12 protein-coding genes are annotated in these 16,813 nt (G+C 41.1%); all 12 read left to right on the top strand.

Going from position 1 to position 16,813, the window contains the following annotated elements; all coding sequences use genetic code 11:
• The first annotated feature begins 125 nt into the window (after positions 1-125).
• The gene (locus P2A85_RS02290; protein ID WP_377481253.1) at positions 126-4,064 is read left to right on the top strand and encodes a PAS domain S-box protein; all 3,939 of its coding nucleotides are present in this window, start codon (positions 126-128) and stop codon (positions 4,062-4,064) included.
• A gap of 7 nt (positions 4,065-4,071) precedes the next feature.
• Positions 4,072-5,499 carry a response regulator gene (locus tag P2A85_RS02285; protein ID WP_377477283.1) on the top strand — a complete coding sequence of 476 codons (1,428 nt, stop codon included), beginning with the start codon at positions 4,072-4,074 and terminating at the stop codon, positions 5,497-5,499.
• A gap of 107 nt (positions 5,500-5,606) precedes the next feature.
• Entirely contained in the window at positions 5,607-5,999 is a 393-nt protein-coding gene (locus P2A85_RS02280; protein WP_377477282.1) for a response regulator, read from the top strand.
• Positions 5,996-8,587: a response regulator gene (locus P2A85_RS02275; protein WP_377477281.1), complete on the top strand. Its 2,592-nt coding sequence runs from the start codon at positions 5,996-5,998 to the stop codon at positions 8,585-8,587. Before P2A85_RS02280 ends, P2A85_RS02275 begins: the two co-directional genes overlap by 4 nt.
• A gap of 1 nt (position 8,588) precedes the next feature.
• Positions 8,589-10,238: an adenylate/guanylate cyclase domain-containing protein gene (locus P2A85_RS02270; protein ID WP_377477280.1), complete on the top strand. Its 1,650-nt coding sequence runs from the start codon at positions 8,589-8,591 to the stop codon at positions 10,236-10,238.
• Between the two features lie 68 nt (positions 10,239-10,306).
• Positions 10,307-10,822 (top strand): DUF1499 domain-containing protein, encoded by a 516-nt coding sequence (locus P2A85_RS02265; protein WP_377477279.1) that lies wholly within the window; start codon positions 10,307-10,309, stop codon positions 10,820-10,822.
• Between the two features lie 326 nt (positions 10,823-11,148).
• Complete coding sequence (locus P2A85_RS02260) at positions 11,149-12,003, top strand: DUF2382 domain-containing protein (RefSeq protein WP_377477278.1); 855 nt, start codon at positions 11,149-11,151, stop codon at positions 12,001-12,003.
• A gap of 444 nt (positions 12,004-12,447) precedes the next feature.
• On the top strand, positions 12,448-13,356 hold the full coding sequence (locus P2A85_RS02255; RefSeq protein WP_377477277.1) for a YsnF/AvaK domain-containing protein: 909 nt from the start codon (positions 12,448-12,450) through the stop codon (positions 13,354-13,356).
• A 182-nt stretch (positions 13,357-13,538) separates the two neighbouring features.
• The gene (locus tag P2A85_RS02250) at positions 13,539-14,024 is read left to right on the top strand and encodes a glutathione peroxidase (RefSeq protein WP_377477276.1); all 486 of its coding nucleotides are present in this window, start codon (positions 13,539-13,541) and stop codon (positions 14,022-14,024) included.
• 453 nt (positions 14,025-14,477) lie between these two features.
• The gene (locus P2A85_RS02245) at positions 14,478-15,011 is read left to right on the top strand and encodes a phycobiliprotein lyase (protein WP_341733376.1); all 534 of its coding nucleotides are present in this window, start codon (positions 14,478-14,480) and stop codon (positions 15,009-15,011) included.
• Positions 15,012-15,029: 18 nt separating this feature from the next.
• Positions 15,030-15,629, top strand: coding sequence for a chromophore lyase CpcT/CpeT (locus P2A85_RS02240; protein WP_377477275.1), 600 nt, complete (start codon positions 15,030-15,032; stop codon positions 15,627-15,629).
• 206 nt (positions 15,630-15,835) lie between these two features.
• On the top strand, positions 15,836-16,720 hold the full coding sequence (locus P2A85_RS02235) for a phycobilisome linker polypeptide (protein WP_340521749.1): 885 nt from the start codon (positions 15,836-15,838) through the stop codon (positions 16,718-16,720).
• Positions 16,721-16,813: the final 93 nt, after the last annotated feature.

Genomic DNA, 16,813 nt, shown 5'->3' with positions numbered 1-16,813 from the left:
CATACTGTCAGTACCAGACAAGATACACTCTGAAGCTAGAAACCGGATTTTTTTCCTGAATGCTTCAGGTTTTAATCACCTAGTTGATTTTCACTTACTAATTACCCAGAAAATCTAGGATGAATATGTTTTCTAAACAACTCAATCGGTTGGCCACTAAAATAATCGGCAAAGCCCCCTTACAAACAGTCCTGGTGGTTCCTTTTTTAGTGCAAATAGTCGGCACTGTCGGAGTTGTCGGTTGGCTGTCATTTCAAAACGGACAGCGCGCAGTCAATGATGTGGCTACTCAGTTGCGACGAGAAATTACCGATCGCATTAAAGACCGCATTGAAAATTATATGTCAATTCCTCATATTGTGAATCACCTCAACGTTCAAGGCATAAAATTAGGCCAGTTGAATCTAGAAGACAAACAAAAACTCGAACTTCATTTCCTAGAACAAATTCAATATTTTGATTCGATTAGCATCATTTATGTAGGCAAAGAAAATGGCGAACACTCAGGAGCCATCCGTACACAAGATCGGACTCTCATCTCCGCCGCGGATAGTTCGACAGGCAATAAATTGTCTCGATACACTGCTGACTCTAAAGGCAACCGTGTCAAGTTAGTGGAAATTTCATCCCAGGTTTATGACCCCAGAATTCGGCCTTGGTACATAGCCGCAGCCGCTGCTAAAAAACCAATTTGGAGTACGATTTATACCGATTTTTTAACTAAAGAATTAGCAATTACCGCAGCTTTACCAATCTACGATGAAAATGACAAGTTGTTAGGAGTAGCTGGCAGCGATTTATTATTTTCGAGAATTAAAGAATTTCTGGTCAGCCTGAAAATTGGCAAGTCGGGTCAAACTTTTGTGATGGAACGATCGGGAATGTTAATCGCAACTTCTACTGATACTCCTGAATTTGTCATAGAAAATAAAGAAACCAAGCGGATCAAAGCTGCGGAAAGCGAAAATTTAGTAATTCGCCAAACGGCACAGCATTTAGAAAAATTCTATGGTAATTTAGCTAAAATTCAAAATTCTCAACAGCTTAGTTTTGATGTCGATCGCCATCGAAATTTTATTCAAGTAACTCCGTTTAAAGACAATCGAGGTTTGGATTGGCTGATTGTCGTGGTAGTTCCAGAGTCCGACTTTATGGAACAAATAGATGCCAATACTCACATCACTGTGTTATTGTCGTTAGCAGCTTTGCTCTTGGCTACCATTCTGGGAATTCTGACTGCTAAATGGGTGGTAAAGCCGATTTTTAGGTTGAATGAGGCTGCAAAAGCTTTGGCTAATAATGAATGGGATACAAAATTAATTAACAATCGACAAGATGAATTGGGTGAACTGGCCGATTCTTTTAACAGTATGGCAGAGCAATTGCAACAGTCATTTACATCCCTAGGCGAAAGTGAAAATAGAGTCAAACAATTTTTAGATGCCATACCTTTGGGAATTCTAATTGTAGACGACGTGGGAAATCCTTATTATATTAACCCCATAGGTAAAAAACTAATAGGTCAAGGAATTATCGCATCTAATGCCGAAAACTTACGTCAATCTTACCGCATTTATTTAGCAGGAACTGAGCAACTTTATCCAGCCGAACGCGATCCTATCTTAAATGCTTTGCAGGGTAAAACAGTCACGGTGGATGACATAGAAGTTTCCCTAGGGGACAAAACAGTTCCTTTACAAATTTGGGGAACTCCTATTTACGGAAGTCAAGGGAATATCATCTACGGAATGTGCGCTTTTCAAGATATTAGTGAACGCAAACAAGCCGAGAAAATTTTAATTCAATACAATCAAAACTTAGAAACAAAAGTTGCCGAACGCACCGAAGAACTTGCTAAAGCCGAAGAAAAGTTTTCTAAAGCTTTTCGTTTAAGTCCTAATGCGATTACCCTCACCAGAATCAGCGATGGTCGCCACATAGAAGTTAATGAAAGTTTTTGTCGGATGATGGGCTACAGTCACGCAGAAATTATTGGCAAAACAGCGGTAGAACTAAACTTTTGGGCGACTTTGGCAGAACGCGATCGCATGATTCAAATGTTAAAAAATAAAACAGCTATTCATAATTATGAGTTGAAATTTCGTAATAAAAGTGGTACAGAAAGAGCTGCATTGCTCTCCATAGAAACCATCGATATTGAGGGAGAAGCTTGTTTTTTATCTATTTCTAGCGACATTACCGATCGCCAACAAGCAGAAGCAGCCCTGCGGGAAGCCGAAGAAAAATACCGCAACATTTATGAAAATGCCTTAAGTGGTATTTTTCAGACCACTAGGGATGGAAAATACATTAGCGCCAATCCAGCTTTAGCCCATATCTACGGCTACGAATCCACCGCCGAACTCATAGCAGGCCAGCCTAATTTGCATAATCAGCTTTACGTCAATCCTAAGCGTCACGATGAATTTGTAGAATTGATAAATAAGTATGGCATAATATCAAATTTTGAATCGCAGATTTATCAAAAAGATGGGAGTATTATTTGGATTTCGGAAAATTCCCGCGCTGTTTACGATGACCAAAATAATTTACTCTACTATGAAGGTTTTATCAAAGATATTACTGCTAGTAAGCAATCGGAAATCGAAATGCAGCGGGCAAAAGAAGCAGCGGAAGCAGCTAACAAAGCTAAAAGTATTTTCCTCGCAAATATGAGCCACGAATTGCGCTCTCCCCTCAATGCTGTGATCGGCTTTGCTCAAGTCATGATTCGCAGCAAAACCCTGTCTCCAGAAAATCAAGAAGATGTGGGGATTATCCTGCGGAGTGGCGAACATTTACTGAGTTTAATTAACCAAGTTTTAGACTTGTCAAAAATTGAAGCTGGACGCACTACCATCAATGAAAAAAACTTTGACTTGTTCCGCTTGTTAGACGATTTGGAAGATATGTTTGCCCTCAAAGCTGAAGAAAAAGGCTTGCAGTTATTATTCGATCGCGACTCGAAAGTTCCCCACTATATCTGTACCGATGAAGTTAAGTTGCGACAAGTTTTAATTAACTTACTCAACAATGCAATTAAATTCACGTCTCAAGGAGGAGTGTCACTGCAAGTCAAAGGCGGTCAAAAAGCCTATAACAATAGTGACAAACAGCCTGGTAGGTACTCAATACATTTTGAAGTTCAAGATACTGGTGCTGGTATTGAACCTGACGAAATCAATCAGTTGTTTGAAGCATTTATACAGACAAAAAGTGGTAAAGATTCTCAAGAAGGAACTGGCTTGGGTTTAGCTATCAGTCGTCAGTTTGTACAATTAATGGGAGGTGACATTACCGTTAGTAGTGAAGTCGGAAAGGGGGCAGTATTTCAGTTTGATATCCAAGTTCATCTGGTGGAATCTGCTGATATTGAAAGCAAAAAAACCAAACTTCGTGTTATGGCTCTCGAACCAAATCAGCCCCGCTACCGTTTGCTCATTGTGGACGATAAACCCCTGAATCGTCAATTGTTGATCAAACTTCTCAGCCCCCTAGGGTTTGAACTGAGAGAAGCAAATAATGGTCAAGAAGCGGTAGATATTTGCGCGCTGTGGGAGCCACACTTGATTTGGATGGATATGAGAATGCCCGTGATGGATGGGTACGAGGCTACAAAACAGATAAAAACTACTACTCAAGGCCAAGCGGCGGCGATTATCGCTCTGACTGCTAGTGTTTTGGAGGAAGAACGGGCTGTCATTCTTTCGGCGGGTTGTGATGATTTTATGCGGAAACCGTTTCGAGAGGAAGATATATTTATGGCAATTAGTAAACACCTAGGAGTACGCTATATTTATGAAGATCCCACAGCAGTAAGTCTGGTCGGTTCCGGTGACGACCGCCAGGAAGTGCTCGCATCAGGCGCGATCGCCTCTCTACCTCCCGAATGGGTAGCTGCATTCAAGCAAAATATTTTGAGTGTGGATATGGAGGCGATCGCCTTTTCCATAGAACAAATCCGCACTGTCAACTCCTCTCTAGCTGACAGGCTGCAAGATAGCATTAATAATTTTGAATACGAAAGCATTTTAAACGCAATTGCTAACAGCGAGGAAAACTAAAGTGGACATGATTGCAAATTCCAAAAAAAACCATCAAGGTAATATTTTAGTAGTTGACGACACCCCAGAAAACTTACATCTTTTGTCAGGAATCTTAACCAAAAAAGGCTATCAAGTTCGCCCCGTTCCCAGCGGAAAACTCGCACTTTCTGCCGCTCAGAGAATCCCCCCAGATTTGGTGTTGCTAGATATTATGATGCCAGAGATGGACGGCTATGAAGTGTGTCAGCAACTGAAAGCTGAGGATGCCACAAAAGACATTCCGGTTATTTTCATCAGTGCGATTAACGACGTGATGGATAAAGTTAAAGCTTTTGCCGTGGGGGGAGTAGACTTTATCACTAAACCCTTTCAACTGGAAGAAGTTTTAGCCCGCATTGAAACTCATTTAAAAATTTGTTCTCTACAAAACAGTTTGCAAGAAAGAAATGAAGATTTAGCAACTGCCATTCAACAATTGCAAGCAACCCAAGAGCATTTGATTCAATCGGAAAAAATGGCTGCCCTCGGACAACTGATTGCTGGCATTGCCCACGAAATCAATACCCCCCTTGGAATTATCGGTTCTTCTATAGATAACATTGCTAATTTTTGGGAAGCAAATTTAGAACATTTACCAAAATTTTTCCAAGAAATTTCTTCCCAAAGCCAAGTTTATTTTTTAAACCTGCTCTACAGGTCTTCCATAGATAGAGAAACTATATTTACTAGCAAAGAAAAAAGAAAAATTAAGCATAATTTAGTAGTTTATTTGACAGAAAAAGAAGTAGAAAAGCCAGAGGAAATTGCCGACACCTTAGTAGATATGGAAATCTACGATGATATCGAACAGTTATTACCACTTTTTCAACTGCCAGATTGGGAAAGAGTTTTAAACACTGCCTATCAATTTACCACTTTTAAAAAAAGTATTAGTTTAATCCAAAGAGCGACAGCGAAGTCGGGAAAAGTAGTATTTGCGTTGAAAAGTTATGCTCATTTTGATATTAAGCAAGAAAAAATAGAAGCCAATTTACATGAGGGAATTGAAACGGTTTTAACCCTTTATCAAAATCAACTCAAACAGGGGATAGAAATTGTGAGAAAATATGGCGATTTACCCAAAATCGTTTGCTATCCAGATGAGTTAAATCAAGTCTGGACAAATCTAGTTCACAATGCTCTCCAAGCCATGAATTATAAAGGGACTTTGACTATTGAAACTATGTGTCGAGATGATTGCATTTTGATAAAATTTATTGATAATGGCAAAGGTATTCCACCGGAAATTATTCCCAAAATTTTTCAGCCTTTTTTTACAACTAAAGCGGCGGGGGAAGGTAGCGGTTTGGGATTAGATATTGTCAGAAAAATTATTCAAAAACATCAGGGAGAGGTTAGTGTAGAGTCAGTACCGGGGGAGACTATATTTACAGTATCGTTACCAATATATTAAAATAACAGGGACGAGGCCTAGGCTGCTGCCGATGGGGAATGAATCAGGTACATTGAAATTAAGCAGGAATATATCGACTAAAATGAAAGCACAGAGGAGAGAAAAAGATGAATAAACCTGTAATTGTTTGTGTTGACGATGAGGCTGATATCTTGAATACTCTTAAGATGCAGCTTAAAAATGAATTTAAAGATAATTACTTTTACGAACTAGCTGAAAGTGGTGATGAAGCTTTAGAAGTAATTGAGGCTTGTCAGGGAGAAGAGCAGGTGATCGTGGTGGTTTCTGATTGGTTGATGCCGGGAATTAAAGGGGACGAACTTTTAATTAAAATTCACGAAAAACATCCTAAAATTGTGAAGGTGATGTTGACTGGACAAGCAGACCCAGCAGCAGTTCAACGGGCTGTTGAACACGCTGATTTATATTGCTGTTTATACAAACCTTGGAAGGGGGAAGATTTGATAAAAACTATCAAATCAGGGCTGGCTAAGTTATGAAAAAACCTGTGATTGTTTGTATTGATGACGAACCTGATGTTTTGAACAGTTTAAAAATAGAACTGAGAAAGGCGATCGGCGATCGATGTATTATTGAAACGGCGGAAGGGGGTGAAGATGCTTTAGAATTGCTGGCAGATTTGCAAGCAGATGAGTATGAAATAGCTTTAGTGCTTTCTGATTATATCATGCCGGATATTAAGGGAGATGAACTGCTGAAGCGAATTCACGAACGCTCCCCTGATACCCTGACAATTATGCTGACTGGTCAAGCTGATTTGGAAGCTCTTAGCAATGCGATTAAGTATGCTAAATTGTATCGCTATATCCCTAAGCCTTGGCTAAATGAAGATTTGAAGTTGACAGTGGTAGAAGCAGTTCACAGTTACTTGCAAGACCAAAAATTAACTGATGAAATTATCAAGCGGCAAGAAGCAAACATCGAGTTAAAGAGAGTAAATGAGGCTTTATCTGCTAGTGAAAGCCAACTAAATCAATTTTTAGAAGCTTTGCCAGTGGGGGTATCGGTTTACAATTCCGATGGATCGAGTGCCTATTTTAATCGCACGGCGAGGGAATTGCTGGGTGCAGAGGCTATCCCGGAAAGTAGGGCGGAACAATTAGCAGCAACTTATCAACTGTATGTGGCCAATACTGATGAGCTATATCCCCCTGATAATCTACCAATTTTGCGGGCTCTGGGAGGAGAATTTGTCAGGGTTGATGACGTAGAACTCCGCCAAAATGGCAAGAGTGTGGCGCTGGAAATCAGCACTACGCCAATTTTTGACATCAACGGCAATGTTTCCTATGCGATCGCGACTTTTCAAGATATTAGCGATCGCAAACAAGCAGAAAAAGTCGTAGTAGATTACCAGCGCACCTTAGAATCACAAATTCAGGAACGGACAGAAGAACTACAACAAGCAAAAGAAGCAGCCGAAGCAGCAAACAGAGCTAAAAGTACCTTTTTAGCCAACATGAGCCACGAGTTACGAACTCCGCTAAATGCTATACTTGGATTCGCCCAAATCATGGAACCAAGTCCCAATCTCACCCGCGAAAACCGAGACAATCTCAGAATTATTCATCGCAGTGGCGAACATTTACTGACTCTGATCAACCAAGCCTTAGACTTATCAAAAATTGAAGCCGGGAGGATGTCGCTCGAAGCTACAAGTTTTGACATTTACAGACTCCTAGAAGAGTTGGAAGATATGTTCCAACTCCGAGCCGAAAATCAAGAAGTGAACTTAATTTTTGAACGATCTTCCCCGGTGCCGCAGTACATACAAACCGATCAAATAAAATTGCGCCAAGTCCTGATTAATCTTCTGAGTAATGCAATTAAATTCACCCAAATTGGTCGCGTTGTAGTCAGAGTTAAGCGACGGGAAGAAGGACAACTAAGTCAAAAAGAATATGAAAGTGAGAGGCTTGGTAAAAATCAAAATAGTCCTGAAGTAACTCCAATAAATACTGGTAGTATATTAACTCAAAATATCCCGGATGAAAATCCGAAACAGACAGTAGCTGCTAGTGAGATTAAGGATGATTCTATGTGTTTTCTTCTGTTTGAGGTAGAAGATACAGGGGTGGGAATTTCTCCTGAAGACTTAGGCAGTGTTTTTACAGCCTTCGTACAAACCGCATCAGGTCAGAAAACCCAAAAAGGCACAGGCTTAGGATTAACTATTAGCCGCCAATTTGTACGACTTATGGGTGGCGACATTACCGTAGAAAGTGAACTGGAACGAGGTTCTATTTTTAAATTCGAGATTCCAGTCAATCAAGTTGAATCCTCAGCGATGCCGGCTGCGAAAATCAACTATGAAATTATTGGCTTGCAGCCCAATCAACCTCAATATCGGATTTTAATTGTGGACGATGGGGAAGACAATCGTCAACTATTAATCAAAATGCTTTCTCCCTTGGGTTTTGCACTGCAAGAAGCCAGTCATGGCATGGAAGCATTAGAAATCTGGGAAACTTGGCAACCACATTTGATTTTCATCGATTTGCGAATGCCGGTGATGGACGGTTATGAAGCTACGAGAGAAATTAGAGCCAGAATCCAGCAAAGAACAGAAGGACTACCAGGGGCGGTGGAGATAAATCTGGAGAGCAATATTTTGACTCCAGAATTACCCATTCCGAAGATTATTGCCTTAACAGCTAGTACAATTGAAGAAAGACGCTCCTTTGCTTTATTGGTTGGCTGTGATGACTTTATCAACAAACCTTTCCGTAAAGTAGATATATTGGATAGCCTCAACCAACATTTGGGGATAGAGTATATTTATCGCTCAACTGGTTCGAGTGTAAGTGGAAATGATGAAATCGGCGAGGGAAATATTCTCTCTGATTCAGCAGGTCGTTTTGCCCCTGCTTCTGCACCGAAACTGCCTGCTGAATGGATAGATAATATGAAGCAGGTCATCCGCAGTGCCGACTTTGATTTAATTGCTACCACCATCGAGGAAATTAGGATAACTCGTCCTGAATTTGCCGATCTTCTTCAACATCATCTAGATAATTTTGATTACCAGAAAATTTTTAATTTAATTACTGAGGTAGAGGAATCATAAAATGCAGATGAAGCAGGACAAAACTGACCAGGATCAAGCAGATATTTTAGTAGTTGACGATACGCCAGATAACCTGCGTTTGTTGATTAGAATTTTGCAAAAACAGGGGTACAAAGTTAGACCTGTAACTAACGGTTTTTCCGCTTTAGAGGCTATTGAATCTAGCCAGCCAGATTTGATTTTATTAGATATTATGATGCCGGATATTAGCGGTTATGAAATATGTCAAAAATTGAAATCTAGCCAGGATTTCAAGGAAATTCCTATCATTTTTCTCAGTGCCCTTGAAGATGGATTAAATAAAGCAAAAGCTTTTGAAATTGGTGGTTCTGACTATATTACTAAACCTTTCCAGGTCAAAGAAGTATTGGCGCGAGTTAACAATCAACTGATTGTCCGTTCCTTGCAGATGCAATTGCAAGCAAAAAATCATAAATTGACCGAACAAAACGACCAATTGCAAGAGGAAATTATCGAGCGTAAACGGGTTGAGACAGAAACTTTTTTGTTATTGAAAGCTACTCAAGCTATTAGCAAAGCTGAGGATTTTGAGTCGGCGATTGATGTAATTTTAAGGTTAATTTGCGAAACAATCAACTGGAATTTGGCGGAAGCTTGGATTCCAGATAATGATGGCAAAATTTTAAAATGTGCTAGAGGTATGTATGCTAGTGATTTGACTTTTTCAGAATTCCGAAAAACGAGTTTTCCTTTAACTTTTGCCCCTGGTGTGGGAATGCCTGGTCGGATTTTCCTATCCCAGCAGCCTGAATGGATTGAGGATGTTTCTATAGTTGAATCAGAAGTTTTTCTGCGTTTTCAACTTGCAGCAAATGTTGGTTTAAAAGCTGCCTTCGGTTTCCCGATTTTGGCTGACGATCAAGTGTTAGCTGCGATCATTTTTTATTGTGACAAGAGTCTTGAATGTCAGCCACGATTGTGGGAATTATTTAGTGCGGTTGCGACTCAGCTAGGTTCGTTGATTAAGCGCAAGCAAGCTGAGGAAGCGCTGAGATTGGAGCAACAACAAACAGAGAGATTGCTGCTGAATATTTTGCCAAAACCCATCGCCCTCCGTTTGCAAAAGGAACAAACACTGATTGCCGATCATTTTGATGAAGTGAGTGTTTTGTTTGCGGATTTGGTGGGTTTTACGGAGTTTTCTGCCCACAAAAGTCCGACGCAGTTGGTAGAAATTTTGAATGGAATTTTTTGTGAGTTTGATAGGTTGTCTGAGTCGCGCGGATTGGAAAAAATTAAGACTATTGGAGATGCTTACATGGTGGTGGGCGGTTTACCAACACCGCGAGAGGATCATGGGGAGGCGATCGCACTTTTAGCCCTAGAGATGCAAGCGACTTTGACTCAGTTTAATCTCAAAACTGGAGAAAATTTTGAGTTACGCATCGGCATACACAGCGGTTCGGTGGTGGCAGGAATTATTGGAATTAGCAAGTTTAGCTATGATTTGTGGGGTGACACTGTTAATGTTGCTTCGCGGATGGAGTCCAATGGAATGTCGGGTAAAATTCAAGTGACGGCGGCAACTCATGAGCTTTTGAAAGATAAATTTGTTTTAGAAGAAAGGGGGATGACTGAGATTAAAGGCAAAGGGAAAATGTTGACTTACTGGCTGCTAGACAAGTGCTAAATCTTTTTAAGTAAATATCTATTAATATTAAGATTAGATTCAACTTCCGCTTGATGAGGGCTAATAATTTGCAAACCGTTGACACAAAATCACCGACAGCATTAAAAAAAGTGCTAGTTATTTTAATGTCATTGCTAGGAGTAGCAATACTGTCGATCGCCCTTTTTATAGCCATTCCCGGAGAAAAAACCATGTTTGCTGGAAAAAGACCTACCAATATCGGTATTCAGTCAGGAAAACTCGCACCTTGTCCCACTTCCCCCAACTGTGTCAGCAGCTTTAGTCAAGATGCGGAACACAAAATTGAGCCTTTGACATACAATTCTACATCCACAGTCGCCATGGCAAATCTCAAAGGGGCGATCGCCTCCTTGGACAAAACTAAAATTATCGAACAAACAGATAATTACCTCTATGCGGAATTTACCAGTTCCTTGATGGGGTTCGTGGATGATGTAGAATTCTTGCTAGATGAATCAGCAAAAGTCATTCATGTGCGATCGGCTTCACGTCTAGGACAATCCGACTTGGGAGTCAATCGCAAACGGATAGAAACCATCAGAAATCAACTAAATCAACTCTGAACTTCCAAGTTTTAACGGGAGATTTTGTAAGGACGAAGCATGACCGCAGACAATTTATTAGTGATAACCAGAGATTTACAGCGGTCATGCTTCGCCACTACGAATATATTTGCCAAACACAGATGCACCCCAAGTTTTAAATTTTCCCCAGCCCCTCACCTAACCAATGAGGGGTTTTGCATAAAGTTGAGTGCGGTATTTCCCATACGCCACTGTATTCCTATAGTATTAAGTAGCTTAGATTCAACACTTCCGACTTTAGGGAGAGGGAAAATTACTAATAAATTCTTAGGATGAAGGTAATTAAAAGCATAGGAGAAAAAGACATGGCTCTTCAAAGAATAGAAGAATTTTATCCTAACTATAGGGAAGAAATTTTTGCAGGAGATGACATCAAAGGCTTTGATGTTTATGCAGGTGACTCCGATGAAAAAATAGGGAGCATTTACGACGCTTTAGTTGATGAAACCGGTCGTTTTCGTTATTTAGTAATTGACACTGGGATCTGGATTTTTGGCAAAAAAGTCTTGTTACCGATCGGCTCTGCTCGTTTCGACTACGGAGCCAGTCGTGTTTATGCAACCGGTCTTTTCAGCAAAGAGCAAGCAGAACAATTACCTGCTTATAATGAATTAGAGCCTCTAGATTACGATCGCGAAGAACAGGTAAGAGACGTATACCGCGGCACCACTGCGCCAGAAACCGCATCAAATCTTTCTACTACTAACTACGATCGCAGCAACTACAGCTACGATTTAGACCGTCCTCTGTACGAGACAAACGAACAGAATCATCAAACCCTCAAACTTTATGAAGAACGGTTAATTGCCAACAAAAACCGTGCCAAAACAGGGGAAGTAGCAGTCGGTAAGCGTGTAGAAACCGAAATTGCACGAGCCTCAGTACCCATCGAAAAAGAACGAGTTGTCATCGAGCGAGTAACACCCGTAGAAGCAGGTAGAGTAGTTTCAGTCGGTACAGTTGACTTCCAATCCGGTGAAGTTGCACGCATGGAAGTTTACGAAGAAACCGCCGACATTCACAAAGAAGCTTACGTGCGCGAAGAAGTCAGCGTTAGAAAAGAAGTAGTTCGCAGCACCGTGGATGGTGAAGAAACTTTGCGCCGTGAAGAACTAGACATTAAGACAGATGGAACTCCCCTTGTAGATAACAAAATCTAAAGCGCCCACTTCCTATTTTAGGGGGATAGATTTAGTGCCAAGTTGGTTTTTTTCAGACCAATTTGTCCTCCTAACATCACCCTCTAAAAACCCCTTAAAGCCTGTAATGGAGAATGGGGAATTGGGAATGGGGAATGGGGAATGGCGAATGGCGAATGGGGAATGGAGAATGGAGAATGGAGAATGGAGAATGGGGAATTGGGAATAACTAATTACCAATTCCCTATTACCAATTCCCTATTACCAATTCTCTATTACCAATTCCCTATTACCAATTCCCTATTACCAATTCTCTATTACCAATTCCCTATTACCAATTACCAATTCCCTATTCCCTATTCCCAATTCCCTATTCCCAATTACCAATTCTCTATCGTACCTCATCTTTCACTACCCAGGCTATATATAGCGTTTTTAATGTAAATTAGTAGGAAACTTTTAAAAATGAACAACCAACCCTCAGTTAAAAAAAATCAACCACCAAAAGGAACTACCAATTTCAACCGAGTTCCCGAAAAAGTGAGAACAAAACTTAAAACTTTTATAGTCAAAGATCGGGACGGTGAGTTAGTAGGTAAAATCAAAGATGTCTATTTCGATAATAGTGGAAAACTCAATTTTTTAGTCGCCGGAAAGCAGGGGGAAAACCCACGGCTTGTTTTATTAAATATTAAGCAACTCAACACAGTAGATTATCAGGAAAAAATCCTGTCATTTAAACTCAGCTTAGAGCAAATAGAGATGCTGCCACTAAAATCAGCTAATGACAGCCCTGAGCATTTAGAAAATCCAGCATCCCCAAAGGTTCTCAGTCACAGCAACCCAACTCCTCCCGTAGCAATTATGTCTAATGAAACCGATGCCGACTTGCGCCCCATGGACAATGTGGAAAGCCCGGAAATTCACCAAGACTTAGATGGCGAAGATTTAGATATTGTCGATCGAGAAATAATTCGCCTGCTAGAAGAACGATTGGTCATCAATCGCAGCAAGCGCAAAGTTGGGGAAGTTATCGTCCGCAAAGAAATAGAAACTCGGATGGTACAAGTACCAATTCAGAGAGAAAAGTTGATTGTGGAACAAGTCGGTGACGATCCGAAGGTGCTGGCCGAAATAGATTTAGGTGAGGGACAAATCACCGGGATTGATTTGAGCGAAATTAATCATCACAAATCGTCACTACCAACAGTCAGCGCTGAATTTACATCGGTGCAAAAAGCTAGCAAAGTTTTACATTTAATCGAATCCCAGCCTCGTCACGGCTGCGCCAAAGTCCGCATAGAAATAGTTCTGGAAAACCAGGATCTTGAGGAAACTTATCAAAAATTGATGGACAGCTATTCAGATAGTTAAACTAGGAAATCTGAGCTGGGGGCTAATTTGATAAATAACGCTTAGAGGTTGGGTTGAGCGAGAGAACCCAACTTCCCATCTGGTTTTACCGAAAGTTTAACCGGATGGACTAATTGCATTTTTGGAAAAAATTTTCCAAATTGCGGTATGATTGTGTTGGAAAAGTCTAAAAGTATTAGAAAATGACCAGCACCATTTCCCACATTACAGTAAAAACGATCGCAGGCGCAGACAAACAGCTAGGAGAGTATGCTGGTAAGGTACTCTTGATCGTGAATTTAGCTTCCTACTGTGGCTATACGCCTCAATACAAAGGACTCGAAGAGTTGAATCAAAAGTACGGCGATGCGGGTCTCCGGGTTTTAGGGTTTCCCTGTAACGACTTCGGTGCTCAGGAGCCTGGTACTAACTCAGAAATTGTCGAATTCTGCACTACAAAATACGGTGTCAGTTTTGAGCTTTTCGATAAGGTACACGCTAAAGGTAGTCAACAACACCCGCTTTATGCTCAGCTTACCAGTTCTGTGGCTCCCAAGGGCGAGGTTTCTTGGAATTTTGAGAAATTTTTAGTCAGCAAACAAGGTGAAGTGGTTGCTAGATTTCGCAGCAGTGTAGGCCCGGAATCTCCTGAGTTGATTGCTGCAATTGAACAGGAATTGGCTAAATAAAGAAGAGGGAATAAAGAAGAGGAAAGAAGTTACTTTTTTTAGGTTTCTAATTTTCTGCCTTCTTTTTTCCCGCGGTTGATTAAATACAATGGGAGAATTATTTAGTGGAAAATACATCGGGGTTAGATTTAGTTGTAGGTTTATTGGCGATCGCCATTTTGGGTGGCGGACTGCTAATGCTGTTTTCCGGTATCTCCTCATTTCCTAAAGAAAAATAAAACATAACCGCAGTCAAAAGGATTTAGTTATCTAGGAAATGGGTGATAATTCGATGTCAAGGGGATGGGAAAATAGGCCGCGCCTAGTCAAAGGTTAAGAGTTGCGATCGCCTGTCTAGGCAATCCTAGGAAAATGTGATAATCTATGGGCTGCAATAGACTTTTCTCATCAAGATTGTGGAACGGGCATCGTGCCTGTTCTTAACAGGGTTATACTTCCTTCTTGCTTCTACTTATGAACATCGAGCAGTTTGTTGAAAATTCACTAGGACAATGGCGATCGCAACGTAGCGCCCATCACTTGACTTTCAGACACTTTGAAGCTATAGAATCAGTGATTGATATCGTGGCAGTCTCACCCGATGATGCAGCCGTCATCGACCTCTGCAAGTCCTACAACATAGACCCAACCCAAGCACTAAGCCCCTTTCAAATGGTCTGGGAGGGACACTCAGATTGGGATGAAAACGCCGAAATGAAGGGGAGTTGCATCCTCGTACCAATCCCCGATCGCACAGTCGCCAATCGCGGCAAATTACTGCGAGATCAAGGATATGCCGAAACCATTCCCGCCGCCGCCGACTATCACATCACCGAGGATGATACCTTTGTGCTGCTCACCAGCTACGATAACGCCGCCGCCGAAGAAAAAATATGGTTTGCAAATCCCAATCTGCGGTTTCGTGTTTCCCTGATCAAAACCAGCAAAGGAAGTGGAGTTGTTACCGCCTCATTTTCCTCAGAAATTCGTTCACTTTCCGGGAAATAAGCAAATAGGAAATAGGGTATGAATACTGTCAAAAACAATGATTTAATCACTCTGGCTCAGTGGATGGCGGGGGATTTTAGTAACTACAAACAATCCTTTGCCAAACCACAACAATTTGCCCATATTCACATTCTCTTTCGTCCCCTACCCTTTGAATTTTTTAACGCGATCGGCTTTTATTCCGAACAAGTTTATGACCATGACCTTTGGACTCCCTATCGTCAAGGAGTTCACAAATTAATTGACCAAGGAGAACAAATTTATATTGAAAATTATAGTCTCAACGATCCAGTACAATACGCCGGCGCAGCACGAGAATTAAGCATTCTCAAGACAATTAAACCCGATTGTATTCAAAGACGCTACAATTGTTCGATGGTTTTCCAACGAGACGGAGAAATGTTTCGAGGTAGTGTAGAGCCTGGAAACCAGTGTCTGATTGAAAAAAAAGGTTGTTTGACCTACCTCATCAGTGACGTGGAAATTACCGAAACAACTTGGAGTAGTCTCGATCGCGGTATGGATGTAAATACTCATCAACAGATCTGGGGCTCCGACAACGGCTCTTTATGGTTTGAAAAGCGCCAAAGCTTTGCCACGGAAGTACCATTGGTCTAATTTGCGCGGTTGGGCGATCGGTCAGAAAACCCCAAGCATACTACAGTCACACATCTTGCCATCAAAAAATTACAGGCAAAAAGACACCAATTTTGTAGTACAAAAAAACAGTAACATAAACTGTAATATTACAATATGTAAATTTTTCTAATCTAACATCTAATTATGGTAAATTTTCTCATAACACAATAGTGGAGATTTTTTAAATGGTTTTTGGACCTGCATCTCGACTTGGAGTCAGTTTATTTGAAGAAACACCATCTTTAGAACTGATGCCAGGACATTCACAAGAAGAAGTAGAAACCATAATTCGTGCTGTCTATCGGCACGTTTTGGGTAATGCCTACGTCATGGAAAGTGAACGAGCCATAATTCCTGAATCGCAATTCAAACGTGGTGAACTCAGTGTACGCGAATTCGTCCGCGCTCTGGCAAAATCAGACGCCTATCGTTCTCGCTTCTTCGACACTTGTCCTCGCTATCGGTTCATTGAACTCAACTTCAAACATCTTCTCGGTCGCGCTCCCGATGGCCTAGAAGAAATGAGAACACATAGCACTATCTTAGATACCCAAGGCTTCGAGGCAGAAATTGATTCCTACCTCGACAGCGATGAATATCAAAACGCCTACGGGGAAAATATCGTTCCCTACTACCGTGGCTACAAAACCCAACATGGAAAAAACATGGTTGGGTTTACTCATATGTTTGCCCTCTTGCGCGGCGCTTCCAGCAGCGATTTCAAAGGCAGCATTTCTGGAAAAGCCCCTGTTTTGAATAAATTCGTCATTCAAGAAACCCCTTTACCAATCGTTCCCCCTTCCGGTGGCACAGTTGGAGACGGTTGGGCATTCCAAGAGTACGCTATGAATGCACGTAGCCGTGCTGGATTAGGTGCACAAGCAGAAGGCAAAGTTTATCGCATTACAGTAACTGGATATCGCTCTTCAGGAACCACGGTGATGAACAAAGTCTCCAAATTCCGTCGTAGCAATCAAGTATATCTTGTACCATTCGATCGCCTCTCGCAAGAATATCAACGCATCCACAAACAAGGTGGCGTAATTGCCAGCATCACTGCTGTCAACTAAAAACGGCTTAAACTTATGCCTTAACGACTTAGGGAATTTACGTCCCTGAGCGTTTTTAGGCAATCCTTAATTCTCAGTTTTGAAGCATTATTT

This window comes from Microcoleus anatoxicus, assembly GCF_042465725.1.
GTDB classification, from domain to species: Bacteria; Cyanobacteriota; Cyanobacteriia; order Cyanobacteriales; family Microcoleaceae; genus Microcoleus; species Microcoleus anatoxicus.
The sequence above is the reverse complement of the archived record's forward strand: the minus strand, read 5'-3'. Positions and strand labels throughout refer to the sequence as shown.

What these genes read in the sequence shown, in the direction of transcription:
- P2A85_RS02290 (WP_377481253.1), top strand. Translation starts at nt 126, where the DNA reads ATGTTTTCTAAACAACTCAATCGGTTGGCCACTAAAATAATCGGCAAA.
- P2A85_RS02285 (WP_377477283.1), top strand. Translation starts at nt 4,072, where the DNA reads ATGATTGCAAATTCCAAAAAAAACCATCAAGGTAATATTTTAGTAGTT.
- P2A85_RS02280 (WP_377477282.1), top strand. Translation starts at nt 5,607, where the DNA reads ATGAATAAACCTGTAATTGTTTGTGTTGACGATGAGGCTGATATCTTG.
- P2A85_RS02275 (WP_377477281.1), top strand. Translation starts at nt 5,996, where the DNA reads ATGAAAAAACCTGTGATTGTTTGTATTGATGACGAACCTGATGTTTTG.
- P2A85_RS02270 (WP_377477280.1), top strand. Translation starts at nt 8,589, where the DNA reads ATGCAGATGAAGCAGGACAAAACTGACCAGGATCAAGCAGATATTTTA.
- P2A85_RS02260 (WP_377477278.1), top strand. Translation starts at nt 11,149, where the DNA reads ATGGCTCTTCAAAGAATAGAAGAATTTTATCCTAACTATAGGGAAGAA.
- P2A85_RS02255 (WP_377477277.1), top strand. Translation starts at nt 12,448, where the DNA reads ATGAACAACCAACCCTCAGTTAAAAAAAATCAACCACCAAAAGGAACT.
- P2A85_RS02250 (WP_377477276.1), top strand. Translation starts at nt 13,539, where the DNA reads ATGACCAGCACCATTTCCCACATTACAGTAAAAACGATCGCAGGCGCA.
- P2A85_RS02245 (WP_341733376.1), top strand. Translation starts at nt 14,478, where the DNA reads ATGAACATCGAGCAGTTTGTTGAAAATTCACTAGGACAATGGCGATCG.
- P2A85_RS02240 (WP_377477275.1), top strand. Translation starts at nt 15,030, where the DNA reads ATGAATACTGTCAAAAACAATGATTTAATCACTCTGGCTCAGTGGATG.
- P2A85_RS02235 (WP_340521749.1), top strand. Translation starts at nt 15,836, where the DNA reads ATGGTTTTTGGACCTGCATCTCGACTTGGAGTCAGTTTATTTGAAGAA.